The organism is Maribacter sp. 6B07, from assembly GCF_002700155.1.
GTDB lineage: Bacteria > Bacteroidota > Bacteroidia > Flavobacteriales > Flavobacteriaceae > Maribacter > Maribacter dokdonensis.
In genome coordinates this window covers 974021-995188 of sequence record NZ_PDUT01000004.1, presented here as the reverse complement: position 1 = coordinate 995188, position 21168 = coordinate 974021, and the positions used below count along the sequence as shown (strand labels likewise).

Below are 21168 nucleotides of genomic sequence, written 5' to 3'. Positions count from 1 at the left end.
GGTGGGGTGCGCCAGGCTCGATACCGAGCGTGGGGCCACGACGGACGACGGGTCTCCGGTGGACATAGACTCTAGTTCCTTTATGGACGTAGTGGGCGGTTACGATATCGTATACAGTTCCACCGATGGTACGAACCGATCGGAAGATGTGATCAGGCGTGTGGATGTTATCGACACGACCGCACCCGTCATTACGTTGAACGGGGCGAACCCCCAGGTCATAGAGCTTGGATCGGGCTATACGGAGCTTGGGGCCACGACGGACGACGGGTCTCCGGTGGACATAGACTCTAGTTCCTTTATGGACGTAGTGGGCGGTTACGATATCGTATACAGTTCCACCGATGGTACGAACCGATCGGAAGATGTGATCAGGCGTGTTGAGGTAGTGGACGTTACTGAAGCGTTCAATGCTCCTGATGCGGATATCAACCTAGCATTGTTGGATGATGCCGTCCTTGGAGGAAGTGTCGACGGAGGTCGCGGAACCATGGGGGCGATCTTGTACGACCCCGTGACGGAGAATTATTATACGCCTACTCGATTCAACGAGTACGGGGTAGGCCGTTATGACAACCTAGGCCGTCCGGGCGCGGAGGACGGTTTCCGTTGGCAGGTGGACTGGTCGAGTACCAAGCTGGTGAACTATATCACCTTCGGCGGGACGTACCCCAACCAGCCCCAGCCCAACTCCATGTGGCGCATCTCTTATCTTCGCAACGGTACATGGACGGTTCTGGAAGAGGGCAAGGGTGGCTGGATCGACTCGGGCATCTATGAATGGGGCGGTGGCGCTCAGTACCCTATCGAGGCGGATGCGCTCCGGGTGCAGGTGTACAGTGACGGCGGCACGGATCTGGTGAGTATCCATTTGCGCGGCCGTGGTGGCGTTTCGGGTTATGTGGACGACAGTTCCACCGCCACGAAGGCGACGCTGGTACAGTACCTTCCGGTATCGTCCATATCCTCCAAAACGAGCGAGAACCCTGGCAACGTTATGGTCGTTTATCCGAACCCTGCCGTTGATGAAACATCGGTAAGTTTCGATCTCCCGACCACTGTAGGTGCCATTCAAATATTCGATGTGACGGGTAGGTTGGTTCAGACCATCAAAGGAGGGCCGATCGACGATAGGGGTTTACCTATAAGTGTAAGGGATATGCCGGAGGGAGTGTATTTTGTAAAAACAACGGATACTGCAGGTGTTGAGTTCCAACAGAAAATGTTGATCCAACGGCAATAGGTTTTATCGACTAACCTAAAAACAAAAAAAGGAGACCTGACAAGGTCTCCTTTTTTATTGAATATAAACGATAAAAATTATTCTTCCATTGAATGATATACATTCTGTACATCATCATCCTCTTCTAGTTTTTCTAAGAGCTTTTCTACGTCTGCAGCTTCTTCCTCGTTTAACTTTTTAGTGACTTGGGGAATTCTTTCAAATCCAGATGATAAAATTTCTATATCACGGTTTTCCAATTCTTTTTGTAAAGCTCCAAAGCTCTCAAAAGGTCCGTAGATTAGAATTCCATCGTCATCAACAAAGACTTCTTCTGCTCCAAAATCGATCAATTCCAGTTCCAATTCCTCTGGGTCAATACCTTCTGCAGGTATTCTAAAATTACAAGTATGGTCGAACATAAATTCAACAGAGCCAGAAGTACCTAAGTTACCATTACATTTATTAAAATAACTTCTAACATTGGCAACTGTTCTTGTATTATTATCAGTTGCGGTTTCTACTAAAACAGCTATGCCGTGAGGTGCATACCCTTCAAAAAGAACTTCCTTATAGTCACCAAGACTTTTATCACTAGCTCTTTTTATAGCGCGTTCAACATTGTCTTTAGGCATGTTGACAGATTTCGCGTTTTGTATAACGGCTCTTAGTCTGGAATTGGAGTCTGGATCTGGTCCACCTTCCTTTACGGCCATTACAATGTCTTTACCTATACGAGTAAAGGCTTTTGACATTGCCGACCATCTTTTCATTTTACGTGCTTTTCTAAATTCAAAAGCTCTTCCCATGGTAAATTATTTTAAACAAATGTACAAAAACGGGTAATGTTCAGAAATCATTGAAATGAATTTCTTTAGTGCACCGTTTTAATTAAAATTCACTTTCTATAATATCTTCTATAGTTCTAGCTAAAACAAAATCTTTTTCCGTGACACCATTGGCATCATGGGTATTTAAGCGAATATTCAATGTGTTATAAACATTGCTCCAATCTGGGTGATGGCCTTGAGCCTCACATTCAAAAGCAATACGTGTCATCACTGAAAACGCTTCTTTAAAATTTTTAAATTCAAAGGTGGTTTCTATGGCTCCATCCACATACTCCCATCCGTCAAGTTGACCTAAATAGTCCGCTATTTGTTGATCTGTAAATTTTTCCATTTCTTTCATAATTGTTTCTAATTTAAAACATGATGGTCAATAATATCTTGAAAAGTAAATTGTAAATTTTTGGGTAACTTATTTGTTTTTGGAAGTACGGCTAAATATCTATCCTCATTGGTAGTATATACTCTTTTAATTATAGGGTTAAAATTGCCTACGCGTTCTAATATTTCTTTTATAAAATCTTCATGATGAGTAAGGTCATTACTGCCTAAGTGATAAATACCCGTTTTATTTCTATTAATAAGGTAGTGAATTTGTTGAGTAAGCTTGTCATCATTTGTCACATTTAATATCAAATTGGGAAAAACTTCTACCGATTCATTTTCTATAATAGATTTTTTCATTGCCTTGATTCTTGGCGATGCGTTACCAAAAACCATAGGGACCCGTAGAATTGCCATTTTTTCTTTTGGCAATCTAAGAAGCATATTTTCGATCTTTATTTTTAGTCTGCCATACACACTCTCAGATAATGTTTTGTCCATTTCATAAGAAGGGTATTTGCTGTAGGCGTCAAATACATTCGCAGATGAAATAAAATAGAGCTTACACTTTTCTTCAGCGACATACTTGACCATATGGTCATGGGCAATAACCAAGGCAGCAAAATTTCCTCTCAAGGCAGAAATTATAACTTGAGGCTTTATCTCTTCTAAAACTTCAACAATATCATCTTCTTCAACATTGTATTGAACAAATTGTTTGTTAGATGAATATGAATTTGCCGCATGACAATAAGTGCCATAAGTGTCAAAGTAATTACAAAGTTCTTTGTATATAGCATTACCTATGAAGCCACTTGCGCCAATAATCAGTATTTTCTTTGTATCTATTTTCAAAAAATGGAAAGTTCTGTTTCTGTGGTCAATTTTTCCAACGCAAGCATACCTAATTTTGAATTCCCTTTAGGGTTTAGTCCCGGAGACCAAGTTGCTACGCAAAATTTGTTTGGTAGTAAGGCTACGATACCGCCACCAACACCACTTTTACCTGGTAGCCCAACTTCAAATGCAAATTCACCGGCTTCATCATAAAAACCACACGTAAGCATGATAGCATTAATTCGTTTTACCTGAGATAAGGTTAAATAAGCCTTATTTTTTCTGCATTTGCCATGATTCATAAACATGTAGAAAGCATGTGTTAACTGTTCGCAATTCATGGCAAGGGAGCATTGATGAAAATAGAAGTCTAAAACAGCATCAACATCATTATTTAAATTTTTATATGACTTTAAAAGATTGGCAGCGGCAAAATTCCGGAATCCTGTTTTCTTTTCAGAAAGTGCCACGGTTTCATCATAATCTATGGTGTCGTCATTTGCAATTTGGCGTACGAAGGATAAAAAATCTTCTTTAGGGTTCTTCAATTGAGAAACTAAAATATCTGCAATAACGATTGCCCCAGGATTTATTAATGGATTTCTGGGGATACCATTTTCCAATTCCAATAGGGACAAATGGTTGAACGGATCGCCAGAAGGTTCAACATCTACCCGTTTCCAAACATCTTCTCCAATAAGGCCCAAAGCCATTGAGAGTGTTAAAACTTTAGAAATACTCTGTATGGAAAAAAGTTCATTTGAATCTCCTGCAGAAAAATTATTTTGATGATTGTCAATTAGATGTATGCCAAAATTGTTAACATCAACTTTTGCCAATTCCGGTATGTAATCTGCAATTTTTCCTCTTTCCTTTTCTTTGGATGCGGTTTCATTAATTGCATTTAGAACACTTTGGTAATCTATCATTTACTTTTGTAAAATGGTAATTTAACTATCGTGGCAGGTATTGCATTTTTTCTGATCTGTATGTTGATTTTACTGCCAACTTCGGAGAAAATAGGCGGTACATAGCCTAATCCAATTCCGGTTCCCATTGAAGGTGACATAGTGCCAGAGGTGACTTCACCTATGGTTTTACCGTTACCATCAACAATGTCATAGCCTTGTCTGGGTATTCCACGTTCATCTAATTCAAATGCGACTAATTTACGTTCAGGACCCTGTTGTTTCTCTTTTTGCAAAGCTTCAGAATTAACAAAGTCTTTCGTGAATTTGGTTATCCAGCCCAAACCAGCCTCAAAAGGAGAGGTAGTGTCGTTAATATCATTTCCATATAGACAATATCCCATTTCTAATCTTAAGGTATCTCTTGCGGCCAAGCCAATTGGTTTTATTCCAAAATTGGCCCCAGCTTCAAAAACCTTGTCCCAAATTTGTTTTACTTCTTCATTTTTACAGTAAATTTCAAATCCGCCAGAACCTGTATAGCCCGTTGCAGATATGATTACATTTTCTATTCCAGCAAAATCGGATACTTCAAAATGATAAAATTTAATATCGGATAAATTCACGGAGGTTAGGGACTGCATTGCCTCTACGGCTTTTGGACCCTGTATGGCCAAAAGCGAATAACCTTCAGATATGTCTCTCATATCTGCCTTAAATTCTGCATTATAAGAAGAAATATGATTCCAATCTTTTTCAATATTGGATGCATTTACGACTAAAAGATATTGTTCTTCTTTTATGCGATATACAATAAGGTCGTCAACAATACCGCCATTTTCATTTGGTAAGCAGCTATATTGAGCTCTGCCTATGGTTAACTTAGATGCATCATTTGAAGTTACTTTTTGTATTAAATCTAAGGCAGTAGGACCAGAGATTAAAAATTCGCCCATATGTGATACATCGAAAACCCCAACACCGTTGCGAACAGTTTCATGTTCAGCATTTACACCTTCGTAAGAAACAGGCATGTTGTAACCGGCAAAAGGAACCATTTTGGCACCAAGAGATTCATGTGTTGAAGTAAGCGCAGTATTTTTCATCTTCTATATATATTGACGATGCAAATTTATCGAAAATAAATAGAAGCCAATGTGGCTAACCAGGGAATTGAGAAAATATTATAACCTTGAAGTTAGCTAAGAACTTAAAAGAAAATTTTTAAGTTCATCATAACTAGCAATTTTAATGGATGCCTTGGTTTTATTCATTACTTTTTGAATTTGTGCAGGAATCTCCAGCTTTTCATCAAGGGTTTCCTCAACAATATCTAAAAACTTGACCGGGTGTGCGGTTTCTAAGAAAATGCCATAAGTATCAGGATGTAGCTCTTGATATTTTTTTAGTCCTAAATAACCTACGGCACCATGTGGGTCGGCAACATAACCATTGATATCATTAATCTCTTTTAAGGCTTTCTTTGTTTCGTTATCTGTAAAAGAGTAGGCAGAAAGATTGTCCTTTAGCAAATCAAAATTATTCTGAAACAAGTGTCTAATTCTAATGAAGTTACTTGGGTCTCCAACGTCCATAGCATTAGAGATAGTAGCTGTAGACGGCTTTGGTGAATATTCTTTGGTTTGCATAAATTGGGGCACGGTATCATTTACATTTGTAGCTGCGATAAAGTGTTTTACCGGCATGCCTAAACGTTGTGCCATTAGCCCTGCACAGATATTCCCGAAATTACCGGAAGGGACAGAGAATATGATTTCCTTATCTTGGGATTTAGCTTGTTTGTAAGCAAAAAGAAAATAGAATAACTGCGGTAACCAACGTGCAACATTAATGGAGTTAGCAGAAGTTAATTTCTTGTTATCAAGCAGTTCCTTATCCAAAAATGCATTTTTTACCATAGCCTGGCAATCATCGAACATACCGTCTACCTCTAGTGCCGTAATATTTTGTCCTAAAGTAGTCAGTTGTCTTTCTTGAATGTCACTTACTTTGCCGCTTGGGTATAGTATTACAACTTTTACACCATCTACGCCTAGAAAACCATTAGCAACTGCGCCACCGGTATCGCCCGATGTAGCTACAAGTACGGTTACTTCATTTTTTGATGCTCTAGAAAAATATCCTAGGCACTGTGCCATAAAGCGAGCGCCAACATCTTTAAAAGCCATGGTTGGACCATGAAAAAGTTCTAATGTACCAATGTTGGAAGTAATGTCAATAACCGGAAAATCGAAGTCTAGCACCTCTTTTAGTATATCTTTCAATACATTATCTGGTATAACTTCTGTTACAAATTGACGAATAGCCGTAAAAGCGATTTCCTCATTGGTAAGATTTTCAATATGCTCAAAAAACGAAGCTGGTAGAGGGGTTATTTCTTCTGGAAAATATAAGCCTTTATCAGGTGCAATACCATTGACAACGGCGGTGTCAAAAGAAACTTTGGGTGCAGTATTGTTTAAACTATAGAATTTCAAGATGAGTATGTTTAATGGTTAGTAGTAGACTACTTTTTTATTTATAAAATTTTTACGCCTTCGGTGTTTATTTTAGAGACATGAATTTCGTAGTCTATTCCAATTTTATCATAGACTTTTTTCATGGACTCACCTACTTTTAATGCGGTATCTTTTCCTTTGCTGAATGCAAAAATAGAAGGTCCTGATCCAGATATGCCAGATCCTAATGCTCCGGCTTCCAAAGAAACCTTTTTAACTTCGTCAAACCCCGGAATTAAAATAGAACGTATTGGTTCAACAATATGATCTTCTAGGGAACGACCGATTAAATCATAATCTTTTTTGAAAAGTCCGGCTACTAATCCACCTACATTTCCCCATTGTTTAATTCCTGTTTCCATAGAGATAGTTGTTTTCAAAATCTTTCTGGAATCAGAAGTTTTTATTTCTATCTGCGGATGAATTATGGTCAAATATAATTCAGTTGGAGCCGGTATATCAATAATATCTAGCGGACTATAGCTGCGTACTAAAGTGAAACCGCCAAATAGGGCGGGAGCCACATTGTCTGCGTGGGCTACATCACTTGCCAAACGTTCACCTTCCATGGCAAATTTTACCAATTCAGTTTTGCTAAAGGGGTTGCCCAATAAGTGGTTCATGGCCCAAACAGCACCTGCAGAACTAGCAGCGCTACTACCTATACCACTGCCAGGTTTTATTTTTTTATCTATTTCGATTTCAAATCCGCCGTCATAATCAGAGGCTAATAGAAATGCGTTACCAGCAACTCCTGCCACATTGTTCAATGTCTCTTTTGGTAAATCTTGTCCAGTAAGTTTTGTTATTTTAATACCTTTTTGAGGCACTTTTCTAACCACCATTTCATCACCGACCGAGTCTAGGGCGACACCAAGCACATCAAATCCGCATGAAACGTTGGCAACTGTTGCAGGGCAAAATACTTTAATTTCGTTTGTAGCCATAATGAAAGTTATAGTTATGAAATTTAGAAATTACCTATTCGTATAATATCGGCGAATATTCCTGAGGACGTTACAGCAGCGCCCGCACCCGCACCTTTAATTATCATTGGCTGGTTAGGGTATCTTTCAGTGTAGAAAAGAACAATGTTATCACTACCTTCTAAATTATAGAAATCATGACCTTTAGGTATTTCCTGTAATCCTACACTTGCTTTTCCATCATCGAACTGGGCCACATACTTAAGCTTGCTATCAGATTTTTTTGCACTTGAAAACAAAGACTGAAAATGTGGCTCATGCTTAATCAAAGAGGCAAAGAAGTCTTCATTGTTGTCAGTATTTAAACTTTCTTCGGGTAAAAACGGATTGTTTTTTATATCGCTAATTTCTAGCTGATTACCACTTTCGCGCGCTAAAATCAAAATTTTGCGCATGACATCAACACCACTTAAATCAATTTTTGGATCAGGCTCTGTATAGCCCTCTTCTTGAGCTTGTTTCACCACATCATGAAACGTAGTTTGATCATTGAAATTATTGAAAACAAAGTTTAAACTACCAGAAAGAACAGCTTGTATTTTCAATATTTTATCACCAGAAGCAATCAAATGTTTAAGAGTATCGATTATTGGTAAACCGGCACCAACATTGGTTTCAAATAAAAACGGAGCGTTGTATGTTCTGGCTAAAGATTTTAAATGTGAATAGTTTTCAAATTCAGATGAACATGCAATTTTATTACATGTAACTACAGATATGCTATTGCCCAGATATTCACTGTAGGTTTTTGATACTTCTTCACTGGCTGTGTTATCTACGAAAATACTATTTCGGTAGTTTAGACTATTTACTAAGGCTAAGAATTTGACTTTATCCGCTTTTTCTCCATTCGCAAGTTTGGTAGCCCAATCATTTAGGTCAATTCCTTTTTCATCAAAAAGCATTGTTCTAGAGTTGGACATTCCAATAACCCTAATATTCAATTTTAAATTCTCTTTTAGGAATTTACGTTGCTCTCTAATTTGCTCTAAAAATTTAGCTCCAACATTTCCCACACCCATTACAAATAGGTTCAATTGTTTAATGTTTTCTTCAAAAAACTCCTCGTGCAAAGCGTTTAATGCCTTTTTGACATCTTTTTCGTCAATAATGCAAGAAATATTTCTTTCAGAGGCACCTTGGGCAATTACTCTAATATTTACATTGTTTTTACCTAAAGTACTGAACATTTTACCGCTTAGACCTTGGTGACTTTTCATGTTATCACCCACTAAGGCAACAATGGCTAAATCACTTTCAGGAATAACCGTTTTAATACGTCCCCTTTCAATTTCGTATTCAAAAGCTTCGTTTACGATACTAATTGCCTTTTCTACATCATTGGCAGATATACCTACACAAATAGAATGTTCAGAAGATGCTTGTGTAATTAAAACAACACTAATATCAGCTTGAGAAAGTACTTCGAAAAAACGTTTGGATATTCCTGGTATACCTACCATACCTGGACCTTCTAAAGATAATAGGGCAATGTTGCCAATATGGCTAATACCGCGTACCGTTTTACCTTTTTCGTTTTTAGATTTGGTTATTAAAGTTCCTTTTTCCTCTGGGCTAAAAGTGTTTTTTATAACTATGGATATTCCTTTAGATAGAACGGGCTGTATTGTTGGAGGATAAAGTACTTTTGCTCCAAAATGCGATAGTTCCATTGCTTCTTCATAAGAAATATGCGGAATGGCCTTCGCTTGTTTTACCATTTTTGGGTTAGCTGTGTACATACCACTCACATCTGTCCATATTTCCAAAATATCGGCATCTACCGCAGCAGCATAAATAGCAGCGGTATAATCTGAACCACCACGGCCTAACGTGGTAGATATGCCTTCTTCCGATGTGGCTATAAATCCTGGGCAAACTGAAACCTGTTTTTTTGAAGAATTAAAAAATTCCTCGCAATTAGCATTGGTTTTGGTGAAATTCACCACATTTTTACCGTTTAGTTTATGAGTAATTATTAATTCTCTACTATCCTTAAAAACGGCATCAAGCTTTTCATTAATTAGATATTCGCTAATGATATATGAAGAAAGAAGTTCACCGTAACTTACTATTTTGTCAGATAATTTAGGTGTTATTTCTCCAATAAAGTAAGCGCCCTCAAGTAGTGTTTCAAGCACATTGAATTCGCTTTTTACTTTGCTAAGCACCTTGCTTTGAGTGGTAACGGGAATTAACTCTTTAACCGTAGCTAAATGTCTTTCTTCTAATGTATGTAGTATTTCTTTGTATTTCTGATCTTGTGCAGATGCCAAAGAACCGGCTTGCAATAATAAATCTGTTACTCCTCCAAAAGCTGAAACAACCAAAATTATAGGGTCGTTGTATTTAGAGATTATATTTTTAATTTTAACTATATTTTCAGGCTTGGCTACAGATGAACCACCGAATTTTAGAACTTTCATGATGTGTAATGTTGACTTTGTAATTTAAGATATGGTGTAATTAAACACGGGTACGGAGATATATAGTTTTTAACCCCAAAGGGTGAAACGTGCCGTAGCTGTACCATAAGTAATAGTAGCTGAAGTGAAATCTAATGTTATGTCTGTTATATAGCAGTCCATAAATACTAATGGTTGAAAGTCAAAAGTAGTACATTTGATAACTTAAACAAATCATTCCACAATTTTTTACGGAATAGTTATTTTTTAGATATAAATACAATAAAGAATGAAATTATATAGCGCAAAACAAATTTATAAAGCAGATCAGATTTCTAATAAAAAAGAAGAAATTGGTAGTAATGAATTAATGGAACGTGCTGCTTTGCAACTTTTTAATTGGATGCATTTGCGTATGCAAGGAGCTCCAGTGAAAATTCATTTATTCTGTGGAATAGGTAATAACGGGGGCGATGGTATTGCGCTGGCCAGGCATCTTGTGGATCATGGTTATAATTTAGAGGTATATGTTATCAATTATAGTGAAAAGAGGTCAAAAGACTTTTTAATAAACCTAGATCGATTAAAAGATCGAAAAGTTTGGCCGCATTTTATGAATTCTGATGATGAACTACCGGCAATAGGTAGGGAAGATATCATTGTGGATGGCATTTTTGGAATAGGTTTAAATAGAACACCTGATGATTGGGTGATAAAAGTTATTCAGCACTTAAATAATTCTCAGGCATTTATTCTTTCAATTGATATTCCTTCAGGATTGTTCACCGATCAAGGACCTGAAAATTTTGATGCTATTATAAAATCTAATTATGTATTGAGTTTTCAAACTCCCAAACTAGTTTTCTTTTTGCCGGAAACTGGTGGTTTCATTGAACAATGGGAGGTATTGGATATAGGTTTGGATCCTGAGTATTTAATGCAGGCCGAAACGGAATATGAGTTAATAGGGAAGAATGAAGTCTTGACATTGTATAAGCCTAGGGAAAAATTTGGACATAAGGGTACCTATGGCCATTCATTAATTGTTGGTGGAAGTTATGGGAAAATAGGTTCCGTTTGTCTTTCGTCTAAGGCTGCTCTTTGTGCAGGTAGCGGGTTGGTCACATCCTATGTTCCCAGAATTGGTTATACTATATTGCAGACCGCATTACCAGAAATAATGGTGTTGACAGATCTTGAAGAAAAAGAACTTACTGAAATTAAGTTTGATATTGAGCCAAGCGTTGTAGGGATAGGAATGGGAATGGGTACAAGCGATGTGTCTATTAAGGCATTTACAAGTTTCTTAGAGCAAAATAAATCTCCCTTGGTAATAGATGCGGATGCACTTAATATACTTTCTAAAAAGAAAGAACTGTTAAAAGAGCTTCCTGAGAAAACTATTTTAACGCCTCATCCAAAAGAGTTGGAGCGATTGATCGGCAGTTGGAAAGATGACTTTGAAAAGTTGAAAAAAGTAAAGGAGTTTTCAAAAAAATATAATTGTATTGTAGTTGTAAAGGGTGCACACACTATTGTGGTTTATAATGACAAGGGATATGTAAATACCACTGGTAATCCTGGTATGGCTACAGCAGGAACAGGTGATGTGTTAACAGGTGTAATTACAGGGTTGTTGGCGCAAGGTTACCCAGCACTGGATGCTTCAATCTTTGGGGTCTATTTACATGGCAGATCTGGAGATATAGCCGTAGAGTCTACTGGTTTTCAGTCCTTAACCGCTTCAGATGTTATAGATAATTTGGCAAATGCATATTTGGATTTGTTTAAATTGCCAGAACAACCCGTTACGGAAGAAGAAAATCAGTCCAATCAATAATTCTTAAGAATTTACCCTTCTTTTAACCCATTTTAATGCGTTATCAAATTCTATGAAGAATTTCATAGGCTTTTTGTAAAACAGTTTTTCGATCTTAAAGTTATGCATGTCGATTTCTTTTACTGAAACGATTGCAAAAGCTTTAAGATTGTCTAATTGTTTTAAGTAGTTGTAAATGGTTGGATCAATGGCAAATGAGTGCCTACGTAGACTAATGAACCCAAAATTCTTATCTCTAAAATGAATTTCAGCTATACCAATAATTTGGTAAGCTCTTTCTAATGTTAATGTAGCGCCCTCGTCAAAGATGGATACCATGTAATTCTCATAAACCTGAATTTTGCCTGTTTCTAATTCGTACTCTCGCACAATTACTTTTTTCTTGGTAGATCCAACTTTCATTCTTTCAGTATTAATATAGTGTGTCTTGAGCGAAAGTAAAGTGAACTACAATCTTTGTGCAAAATTTTAGTTTAAACGCGAAAATATCGTTCGTACTGCGTATAGCTATGAATGGCTGTATTTCTATTCTTACGACTTAGAAAGTATTGTACGAAAAAAGAGCCCTAACAAGGGCTCTTTTTTTATACTGTAAAAGTGAGAAAATCTACGTTTTAGGAGACTCTTCCTCGGCTTTTTCAATCTTAATGGTCAATTCTTCGCTCTTTTTGTCAAGATCAATATAAATACTGTCACCTTCCTTAAGCTTAGAATTTACTATTTCTTCCGCTAAGGCATCTTCAATGTATTTTTGAATTGCTCTTTTTAACGGTCTTGCACCATACTGCTTATCAAAACCTTTCTCAGCGATATAGTCTTTTGCTTCGTCGGTAAGATTCAAGTGATAACCAATATCCTTGATTCTCTTGAACAATTTAGCTAGTTCTATGTCAATGATCTTATGAATGTCCTCTCTTTCCAGGGCATTGAATACAATAACATCATCAATTCTATTTAAAAACTCTGGGGCAAACGCTTTCTTTAAGGCATTTTCAATAACACCTTTCTGGTGAGCATCTTCCTGAGATTTTTTTGCAGCTGTACCAAAACCTACACCTTGTCCAAAATCTTTTAATTGTCTAGCTCCAATATTGGAGGTCATAATAATAATCGTATTTCTAAAGTCGATCTTACGACCCAAACTATCTGTTAAGAAACCATCATCCAATACTTGTAAAAGCATATTAAAGACATCTGGGTGAGCCTTTTCAACCTCATCCAATAATATTACCGAATACGGTTTTCTTCTAACTTTTTCTGTTAGTTGACCACCTTCTTCATAACCTACATATCCTGGAGGGGCACCTACCAATCTAGAGATAGCAAACTTCTCCATATACTCACTCATATCAATACGTATAAGTGCGTCTTCTGAATCAAAAAGTTCTTTTGCCAATACTTTGGCAAGTTGGGTTTTACCAACACCGGTCTGACCTAAGAATATAAATGAGCCAATTGGCTTGTTGGGATCTTTAAGTCCCGCTCTATTACGCTGAATAGCTTTGGAAACCTTTGCAACGGCATCGTTTTGACCAATTACATTAGATTTGATCAATTCCGGTAGACCAGCTAATTTATTACTTTCTGTTTGCGCTATTCTATTAACAGGTATACCGCTCATCATTGAAACAACATCGGCAACATTTTCTTCGCTAACGGTTTCTTTGTTCAGTTTACTGTCATCTTCCCATCGCTCTTGGGCTATGGCAAGTTCTTTTTCCAGACTCTTTTCGTCATCACGTAATTTAGCAGCTTCTTCGTATTTCTGCTTTTTTACCACACTGTTCTTAAGTTCACGAACATCTTCCAATTTCTTTTCTAATTCAAGAATTTGCTTTGGGACATCCATATTAACAATGTGTACTCTAGATCCAGCTTCATCTAAAGCATCGATAGCCTTGTCCGGTAAAAAACGATCGGTCATGTACCTATTTGTAAGTTTTACGCAAGCTTCAATAGCTTCGTCAGTATAGGTTACATTATGGTGGTCTTCGTATTTACCTTTAATATTATGTAGAATCTCTACTGTTTCTTCAACAGAAGTAGGTTCTACAATAACCTTTTGAAAACGTCTTTCTAGGGCACCATCTTTTTCAATATATTGTCTGTATTCATCTAAAGTAGTTGCACCAATACATTGAATTTCGCCTCTTGCCAATGCAGGTTTAAACATATTTGAAGCATCTAAACTTCCAGTTGCGCCACCGGCACCAACAATAGTATGAATTTCATCTATGAATAAAATGACATCATCATTCTTTTCAAGTTCGTTCATGACCGCTTTCATGCGTTCTTCAAACTGTCCTCTGTATTTAGTCCCGGCAACCAAAGAAGCAAGGTCAAGCGTTACCACTCTTTTATTGTACAGAATTCTTGAAACTTTTTTATTGATTATTCGAAGGGCAAGACCCTCTGCAATGGCACTTTTACCAACACCTGGTTCACCAATTAACAGTGGATTGTTCTTTTTTCTTCGGCTAAGAATTTGTGAAACCCTTTCAATTTCTTTTTCTCTACCAACAACAGGATCCAGTTTATTTTCCTCTGCCATCTGTGTAAGGTCCCTACCAAAATTATCCAGAACCGGAGTTTTAGATTTTTTGGCACCTTTTTGATTAGAAGCAGAGCCAAAGGTGCTTTCTTTTCCTTCATTGGACTCTTCAGAGTCACTTGGAAAAGATTCGGCCGTTGGGCCATCTACCATATCGTCATCACTTGTAATCATAAATTTAAACTGTTCTTTAACACCGTCGTAATCGACCTTAAGTTTATGTAAAAGTTTTGTTGTAGGATCGTTTTCATTTCTAAGGATACAAAGTAGAAGGTGCGCAGTATTTATAGAAGAACTTTGAAAAAGTTTAGCTTCTAAAAAAGTTGTTTTTAAAGCACGTTCAGCTTGTCTTGTCAAATGCAAGTTCTTTTTATCCTTTTGTACGCCACTAGCGTTAGGGTTAGAAGGACTTAGAATTTCTACCTTTCTACGTAAGTGTTCTAAATCGACTTCTAAAGCATCTAAAATGCTAATGGCCTTCCCGTTTCCATCTCTAAGAAGCCCAAGCATGAGGTGCTCGGTACCGATAAAATCGTGACCAAGTCGCAATGCTTCCTCCTTGCTATAAGCAATAACATCCTTTACTCTTGGGGAAAAATTATCATCCATATACTATATTATCTTCTATAAAATTACTAAATCTCATCCAATCATTGGCAAATACCGTACCTATAATCGTTAAAGTTATTGTAAAAGCCATTAAAACCCGCTTTAATAAGTGCGAAATTAGCGGATAAAGTAAAAATTAACATAACTCTGCCAAGTGTTAATAAAAATTAATATTATTAAATCCACATATTCTTGAAACGCCTAGGATTTAAGTATATTGGCATGCTTTTTTACTAATTAAAAAACAGAAGATTTTAAAATGGCTGACGGTGAAAAATTGATTCCCATTAATATTGAAGAGGAAATGAAATCTGCCTACATTGATTACTCAATGTCGGTCATTGTGTCACGTGCCCTGCCAGATGTTAGGGACGGATTAAAACCCGTACACAGAAGAGTTCTTTTCGGAATGCATGAATTAGGAGTTAGAAGTAATAGCTCACATAAGAAATCTGCACGTATTGTAGGGGAAGTTTTAGGTAAGTACCACCCACATGGTGATACTTCTGTATATGATACCATGGTGCGTATGGCTCAAGAATGGAGTTTACGCTACATGCTTGTAGATGGTCAAGGTAACTTTGGATCAATAGATGGTGATAGTCCTGCAGCAATGCGTTATACGGAAGCCCGTATGCGTAAAATTGCAGATGACATGTTGGCTGATATTGATAAAGAAACGGTTGATCATCAATTGAATTTTGATGATTCTTTAAAAGAACCTACGGTTTTGCCAACAAGGGTGCCAAACCTTTTAGTGAACGGTGCGTCTGGTATTGCGGTAGGTATGGCTACCAATATGCCTCCTCATAATTTATCTGAAGTAGTAGATGGTACGGTAGCCTATATTGATAATCATGATATTGAGATAGACGAGCTGATCACCCATATTAAAGCACCAGATTTTCCAACCGGTGGTATTATATATGGTTATGATGGTGTTAAAGAGGCTTTTCATACAGGTAGAGGTCGTGTAAAAATACGTGCAAAGGCTAGCTTTGAAGAGGTTCAGGGAAGGGAGTGTATTGTGGTTACAGAGATTCCTTATCAGGTGAACAAGGCAGATATGATCAAGAAAACTGCCGATCTTGTTAATGATAAAAAGATAGAGGGTATCTCTAATATTAGAGATGAATCTGACCGTAACGGTATGCGTATCGTTTACATTTTAAAGAGAGATGCTATTCCTAATATAGTATTGAACATGTTGTACAAGTATACGGCATTGCAATCCTCATTTAGTGTAAATAATATTGCATTGGTAAATGGTAGACCGCAGTTGTTGAATGTCAAGGAAATGATACATCATTTTGTTGAGCATAGACATGAAGTAGTGGTTAGGCGTACTCAGTTCGAGTTGAAAAAAGCTGAAGATCGTGCCCATATACTAGAAGGTTTAATAATTGCTTCTGATAATATAGATGAGGTAATTGCAATAATTAGAGCTTCCAATAATGCTGATGAGGCAAGGAACAACTTAATTGAACGCTTTAAATTAAGTGAGATTCAAGCCAAGGCCATTGTTGAAATGCGTTTACGTCAGTTGACAGGTCTGGAGCAAGATAAGCTTAGAACCGAGTATGATGAAATTATGCTTCTTATTGCCGATTTAAAAGATATTCTTGATAAAAAGGAGCGAAGAATGCAAATCATCAAAGATGAGCTTCTTGAGGTTAAGGAAAAGTATGGCGATGAAAGAAGGTCTGTAATCAATGTAGCAGGTGGAGATCTTAGTATGGAAGATATGATTCCAGATGAGCAAGTGGTAATTACCATTTCTCACGCAGGTTATATCAAGAGAACTCCTTTGACCGAGTACAAAACGCAAAATAGAGGTGGTGTAGGTCAAAAAGCATCCTCAACCAGAAATGAAGATTTCTTAGAGCATTTGTTCGTTGGCACTAACCACCAATATATGTTGTTCTTTACGCAAAAAGGAAAATGTTTCTGGATGCGTGTGTTTGAAATACCTGAAGGTAGTAGAACTTCTAAAGGTAGGGCAATTCAAAACCTGATCAATATAGAACAGGATGATAGCGTAAAAGCGTTCATTTGTACGCAAGATTTAAAGGATGAAGATTACATAAATGCACATTATGTGATTATGGCTACTAAAAAAGGTGTGGTTAAGAAAACATCTTTAGAGCAATATTCAAGACCACGTCAAAATGGTATCAATGCCATTACCGTTCGAGATGGTGATGAGTTGCTAGAAGCTAAGTTGACTACGGGAACAAGTCAAATATTCCTTGGACTTAAATCTGGTAAGGCAATTAGGTTTGAAGAAAGTAAAACTAGACCAATGGGTAGAAATGCTTCTGGTGTTAGAGGTGTAACTTTGGCAAATGATGAAGACGAAGTAATCGGTATGGTGTCGGTTCATAATTTTGAGGAAGAAATTTTAGTTGTTTCTGAAAAAGGTTATGGAAAAAGATCTAGTATAGAAGATTATAGAGTTACCAATAGAGGAGGTAAAGGGGTTAAGACTATTAGTGTTACTGATAAAACGGGCGGACTTGTAGCTATTAAAAACGTTACCGACTCTGATGATTTAATGATTATCAACAAATCTGGAATAGCAATTCGTATGAGCGTAGAGGATTTACGTGTTATGGGAAGAGCTACACAAGGTGTTAGGTTGATCAATATTAAAGGTAACGACTCTATTGCTGCAGTTGCTAAGGTTATGAAGGATGAAGATGATCTTGAAGAATCTGAAATCCTTGATATTGAAGTGAATACTGAGGGTGCAACTGAAGTAGATGATACTGAAGAAAAAGATGGCACAGAGATTGATAATCCTGATACCGAAGAATAAACTTAAATAATAAACACTAATAATTAATATATTAAAAATGAAAAATAGGTTATTACTTGTAGCGGCGCTGACATTTACTATGGTCGGTTTTGCTCAAAAGAATGAAATAAAGTCTGCGGAAAAGGCATTAAAATCTGGCGATGCTACAGCAGCCAAAACTGCTATTGAAGCTGCTTCAGGTACTATTGCCGCAGCTGATGAGAAAACTCAGGCGCAATATTACTTTACAAGAGGTAAAATTTATAGCGATTTAGCCAAAAAAGGAGATAACGATGCATTTGAAAAATCTGCGAATTCTTTTAAAAAGGTTATTGAGATAGAAGAAGCTTCTGGTAAACAAAAATATTCTTCTGAGACTAACCAATATATGGCAGCTTTGACTGCAGATTTGGTTAACTCTGCGGTTAGCGATAACAGTAACAATAAGTTTAAAGAAGCGGCTGAGAAGTTGTATATGAGCTATACATTGAGTCCTAAGGATACATCTTATTTGTACTATGCTGCAGGTAGTGCTGTAAACGGTGGTCATTATGAAATGGCGTTGGATTATTATAACAAACTACAAGAAGTAGGTTATGATGGTAGCGGTGTTGTGTATAAGGCTACGAATGCGGCTTCAGGTGAAGTTGAGGAGATGGATAAAGTTCAACGTGACCTTATGGTGAAATCTGGTACTTATACCAATCCTGTAGATGAAAAAACGCCATCTAAAAAAGCTGAAATTGTTAAGAATACAGCATTGATCTACACTCAATTAGGGCAAGATGAAAAAGCTTTAGAAGCATATCAGGCAGCTAGAAAAAATGATCCAGAAGATGTAAATCTTATTTTAAACGAAGCAAACCTTTATTTCAATCAAGGAAATAAAGATAAGTTTAAAGAATTAATGGCTCAGGCAATAGCACTTGCACCAGATAATCCAGATTTACATTACAACGTTGGTGTAATTAGCATGGAGCAAGACAATTATGAAGATGCTCGTGTATCTTACAAAAAAGCGATAGAGCTTGATCCTAAATATACCAATGCATATTTAAATCTTTCTACAACCTATGTAAATGAAGGTAACAACCTTATTGATGAAATGAACTCTTTAGGTAATAGTAGAGCGGATATTGCCAAGTATGATGAATTGAAAGAGAAAAAGGATAGCTTGTTCAAGCAAGGTGCAGATGTTTTGGAAGATGCATTGAAGAACAACCCTGGTAATGAAAATATCATGACACAGCTTAAGAATATTTATGGAGCTATGGGTGATACTGAGAACTTTACTAGAATAAAGAAGTTGTTAGGAGAGTAATTCTAACTTACAGCAAAATGAAAAAGGCCCTAATTAGGGCCTTTTTTTATACAACTTTTTTAATGACTCTTAATTGATGCGTGTATGTTCTAAGGTCATTATTGAAAATACCGGTATGGTCTAAACGATCTACTCTTACTTTACCATTTACATGAATTACATAATTATCCTCCATTATGATGCCTACATGGTCAATATCCCCATTAGCGTTATCAAAGAATGCTAAGTCTCCAGCCTCACTTTCTTCTACAAAACTTAATGCGGTTCCTTGTTTAGATTGGCTTTCTGCCGTTCTTAGAAGATGGTAGCCGTTTATTCTATATACCATTTGGGCAAAGCCGGCACTGTCTATACCAAAAGGCGTTTTTCCACCTTTAAGTTCGGGTGAGTTTAGGTATAACAATGCGGTTTTTATCAGCTCTTCCTTTGGTTGCTCTGTATTTATAAATGTTCCATTGAATGTAATGGGTAAAGAAGCAATTTCTGGTATGCATGACCCTATTAGAATTGGTGTTAAAACTTTATTATGGTCTTCAACAAAAGAAATTAAATCTGAGACATATTTCAATTCCTTTCTAGTTTGGATTTCATTGAATTCATCTTCAGGTATAAACATAAGTTGGCTATTCATGATCCAACCTTCACATTTATCAAAGACAGTTTTTATCCTAGACCAGTTTTTTCTGCATTCTAAAACCTTGAAATGTTCCCCGAACAAAAGTTGTGTTACCAGTTCAGATGCCTCATCGGGCATGCTTCGTACAGGTAGAATACTTAAAAAACAAATACCGTATTGCATGAATATTATTTAAAGCTTAAGCTCTTTCGACAATGATTGCCGATGCGCCTCCACCGCCATTACAAATGGCTGCAGCACCTAGTTTTGCGTTATTTTGCTCCAATACATTTAGCAATGTAATCAATATACGTGCGCCAGAACATCCTAATGGGTGCCCTAGAGAAACGGCACCGCCATTTACATTGACGTTTTTATCGTTCAAGCCTAATATTTTCATATTTGCGAGTCCAACTACGGAGAATGCTTCATTAAATTCAAAGAAATCTATTTCTTCCAATTTTAAATTAGACTTCGCTAGCGCTTTCGGTAATGCTTTTGCCGGTGCTGTAGTAAACCATTCTGGTTCATGCGCTGCATCTGCATAGCTTTTTATTGTTGCTAAAGGTGTAAGATCTAGTTCAATGGCTTTTTCTTTGCTCATTAAGACTAATGCAGCGGCACCGTCATTAATGGTAGAGGCATTGGCAGCGGTAACTGTGCCTTCTTTAGAAAATGCCGGTCTTAAATTGGGTATTTTATCAATAAATACGTTTGAGTATTCTTCATCTTTAGTAACCATTTTTGGTTCACCACGTCTTTGCGGAACAGCTACGGGAATAACCTCATTATCGAATTTGCCGTTTTCCCAAGCTTCTGAAGATCTTTTGTATGATTGAATGGCGTAGGCATCTTGATCTTCTCTGCTAAATTCATATTTAGTGGCACAAGCATCTGCACACACGCCCATTGCATTTTGATCATATGCATCAACCAAGCCATCTTTTTGCATTCCGTCTATTAAAGTAGAAGGACCAAATTTTGTTCCGGTTCTCATATGTACGTAATGCGGTATAAGACTCATATTTTCCATTCCGCCCGCAACTACAATATCGGCATCACCCAAAGCAATTGCTTGAGCCCCTTGCATTACGGCCTTCATGCCCGAAGCACAAACTTTATTTATGGTTGTACAAGGAACGTTATTTGGTATGCCGGCAAATATTGCAGCTTGTCTGGCCGGTGCTTGTCCAGTACCGGCTTGAACTACATTGCCCATTAATACTTCGTCAACTACATCTGGACTAAGATCAATTTTTTTTAAAGCACCTTCAATAGCTATGGCTCCTAATTTTGGAGCTGGTATTGTGGATAATCCGCCCATAAAACTACCTATAGGGGTTCTTACGGCTGAAACAATAACTACCTCTTTCATGTTTTTAAAT

General features: G+C 37.2%; 16 protein-coding genes. 4 read left to right on the top strand and 12 right to left on the bottom strand.

What is annotated here, in order from left to right:
- Window positions 1-1243, top strand: a 1243-nt coding sequence (locus CSC80_RS18415) for a T9SS type A sorting domain-containing protein (protein WP_236973440.1), incomplete at its 5' end; no start/stop codon positions are given.
- Between the two features lie 77 nt (window positions 1244-1320).
- On the opposite strand, the gene CSC80_RS18410 is transcribed toward CSC80_RS18415, so the two are convergent.
- The 8 genes from CSC80_RS18410 to thrA all read right to left on the bottom strand — a co-directional run bounded on the left by CSC80_RS18410 (window position 1321) and on the right by thrA (window position 10070).
- On the bottom strand, window positions 1321-2031 hold the full coding sequence (locus CSC80_RS18410; RefSeq protein WP_058105368.1) for a YebC/PmpR family DNA-binding transcriptional regulator: 711 nt from the start codon (window positions 2029-2031) through the stop codon (window positions 1321-1323).
- An 82-nt stretch (window positions 2032-2113) separates the two neighbouring features.
- Window positions 2114-2404 (bottom strand): 4a-hydroxytetrahydrobiopterin dehydratase, encoded by a 291-nt coding sequence (locus tag CSC80_RS18405; protein WP_058105510.1) that lies wholly within the window; start codon window positions 2402-2404, stop codon window positions 2114-2116.
- Window positions 2405-2421: 17 nt separating this feature from the next.
- Window positions 2422-3249 carry a sugar nucleotide-binding protein gene (locus tag CSC80_RS18400; protein ID WP_099193360.1) on the bottom strand — a complete coding sequence of 276 codons (828 nt, stop codon included), beginning with the start codon at window positions 3247-3249 and terminating at the stop codon, window positions 2422-2424.
- Entirely contained in the window at window positions 3246-4160 is a 915-nt protein-coding gene (locus CSC80_RS18395) for a glutaminase (protein WP_099193359.1), read from the bottom strand. The genes CSC80_RS18400 and CSC80_RS18395 overlap by 4 nt, the downstream gene beginning before the upstream one ends.
- Window positions 4157-5245, bottom strand: a complete 1089-nt coding sequence (gene gcvT, locus CSC80_RS18390; protein WP_099193358.1) for a glycine cleavage system aminomethyltransferase GcvT — start codon at window positions 5243-5245, stop codon at window positions 4157-4159. The genes CSC80_RS18395 and gcvT overlap by 4 nt, the downstream gene beginning before the upstream one ends.
- A gap of 96 nt (window positions 5246-5341) precedes the next feature.
- On the bottom strand, window positions 5342-6637 hold the full coding sequence (gene thrC / locus CSC80_RS18385; protein WP_099193357.1) for a threonine synthase: 1296 nt from the start codon (window positions 6635-6637) through the stop codon (window positions 5342-5344).
- A 41-nt stretch (window positions 6638-6678) separates the two neighbouring features.
- On the bottom strand, window positions 6679-7605 hold the full coding sequence (locus tag CSC80_RS18380) for a homoserine kinase (RefSeq protein WP_058105373.1): 927 nt from the start codon (window positions 7603-7605) through the stop codon (window positions 6679-6681).
- A gap of 23 nt (window positions 7606-7628) precedes the next feature.
- A complete protein-coding gene (gene thrA, locus CSC80_RS18375) occupies window positions 7629-10070 on the bottom strand; it encodes a bifunctional aspartate kinase/homoserine dehydrogenase I (protein ID WP_099193356.1) in 2442 nt (813 codons plus the stop codon).
- A gap of 268 nt (window positions 10071-10338) precedes the next feature.
- Between thrA and CSC80_RS18370 the strand changes: the two genes are divergently transcribed.
- Window positions 10339-11889, top strand: a complete 1551-nt coding sequence (locus CSC80_RS18370) for an NAD(P)H-hydrate dehydratase (RefSeq protein ID WP_099193355.1) — start codon at window positions 10339-10341, stop codon at window positions 11887-11889.
- A 3-nt stretch (window positions 11890-11892) separates the two neighbouring features.
- Here CSC80_RS18370 and CSC80_RS18365 read toward each other — a convergent pair whose 3' ends face one another.
- Both CSC80_RS18365 and CSC80_RS18360 read right to left on the bottom strand, forming a co-directional pair.
- Entirely contained in the window at window positions 11893-12291 is a 399-nt protein-coding gene (locus CSC80_RS18365) for a hypothetical protein (RefSeq protein WP_058105376.1), read from the bottom strand.
- A 205-nt stretch (window positions 12292-12496) separates the two neighbouring features.
- On the bottom strand, window positions 12497-15049 hold the full coding sequence (locus CSC80_RS18360) for an ATP-dependent Clp protease ATP-binding subunit (protein ID WP_071339939.1): 2553 nt from the start codon (window positions 15047-15049) through the stop codon (window positions 12497-12499).
- A gap of 259 nt (window positions 15050-15308) precedes the next feature.
- Between CSC80_RS18360 and gyrA the strand changes: the two genes are divergently transcribed.
- Complete coding sequence (gene gyrA, locus CSC80_RS18355; RefSeq protein WP_099193354.1) at window positions 15309-17867, top strand: DNA gyrase subunit A; 2559 nt, start codon at window positions 15309-15311, stop codon at window positions 17865-17867.
- A 37-nt stretch (window positions 17868-17904) separates the two neighbouring features.
- Window positions 17905-19167: a tetratricopeptide repeat protein gene (locus CSC80_RS18350; protein ID WP_058105379.1), complete on the top strand. Its 1263-nt coding sequence runs from the start codon at window positions 17905-17907 to the stop codon at window positions 19165-19167.
- A 46-nt stretch (window positions 19168-19213) separates the two neighbouring features.
- On the opposite strand, the gene CSC80_RS18345 is transcribed toward CSC80_RS18350, so the two are convergent.
- Both CSC80_RS18345 and CSC80_RS18340 read right to left on the bottom strand, forming a co-directional pair.
- Entirely contained in the window at window positions 19214-19966 is a 753-nt protein-coding gene (locus tag CSC80_RS18345) for an NlpC/P60 family protein (RefSeq protein WP_099193353.1), read from the bottom strand.
- A gap of 16 nt (window positions 19967-19982) precedes the next feature.
- Complete coding sequence (locus CSC80_RS18340) at window positions 19983-21158, bottom strand: acetyl-CoA C-acyltransferase (RefSeq protein ID WP_091602682.1); 1176 nt, start codon at window positions 21156-21158, stop codon at window positions 19983-19985.
- Window positions 21159-21168: the final 10 nt, after the last annotated feature.

Excerpts from the sequence above, each read along its gene's own strand:
- CSC80_RS18410 (WP_058105368.1), bottom strand. The coding sequence starts at position 2,031 with ATGGGAAGAGCTTTTGAATTTAGAAAAGCACGTAAAATGAAAAGATGG.
- CSC80_RS18405 (WP_058105510.1), bottom strand. The coding sequence starts at position 2,404 with ATGGAAAAATTTACAGATCAACAAATAGCGGACTATTTAGGTCAACTT.
- CSC80_RS18395 (WP_099193359.1), bottom strand. The coding sequence starts at position 4,160 with ATGATAGATTACCAAAGTGTTCTAAATGCAATTAATGAAACCGCATCC.
- gcvT (WP_099193358.1), bottom strand. The coding sequence starts at position 5,245 with ATGAAAAATACTGCGCTTACTTCAACACATGAATCTCTTGGTGCCAAA.
- CSC80_RS18380 (WP_058105373.1), bottom strand. The coding sequence starts at position 7,605 with ATGGCTACAAACGAAATTAAAGTATTTTGCCCTGCAACAGTTGCCAAC.
- thrA (WP_099193356.1), bottom strand. The coding sequence starts at position 10,070 with ATGAAAGTTCTAAAATTCGGTGGTTCATCTGTAGCCAAGCCTGAAAAT.
- CSC80_RS18370 (WP_099193355.1), top strand. The coding sequence starts at position 10,339 with ATGAAATTATATAGCGCAAAACAAATTTATAAAGCAGATCAGATTTCT.
- CSC80_RS18365 (WP_058105376.1), bottom strand. The coding sequence starts at position 12,291 with ATGAAAGTTGGATCTACCAAGAAAAAAGTAATTGTGCGAGAGTACGAA.
- CSC80_RS18360 (WP_071339939.1), bottom strand. The coding sequence starts at position 15,049 with ATGGATGATAATTTTTCCCCAAGAGTAAAGGATGTTATTGCTTATAGC.
- gyrA (WP_099193354.1), top strand. The coding sequence starts at position 15,309 with ATGGCTGACGGTGAAAAATTGATTCCCATTAATATTGAAGAGGAAATG.
- CSC80_RS18350 (WP_058105379.1), top strand. The coding sequence starts at position 17,905 with ATGAAAAATAGGTTATTACTTGTAGCGGCGCTGACATTTACTATGGTC.
- CSC80_RS18345 (WP_099193353.1), bottom strand. The coding sequence starts at position 19,966 with ATGCAATACGGTATTTGTTTTTTAAGTATTCTACCTGTACGAAGCATG.
- CSC80_RS18340 (WP_091602682.1), bottom strand. The coding sequence starts at position 21,158 with ATGAAAGAGGTAGTTATTGTTTCAGCCGTAAGAACCCCTATAGGTAGT.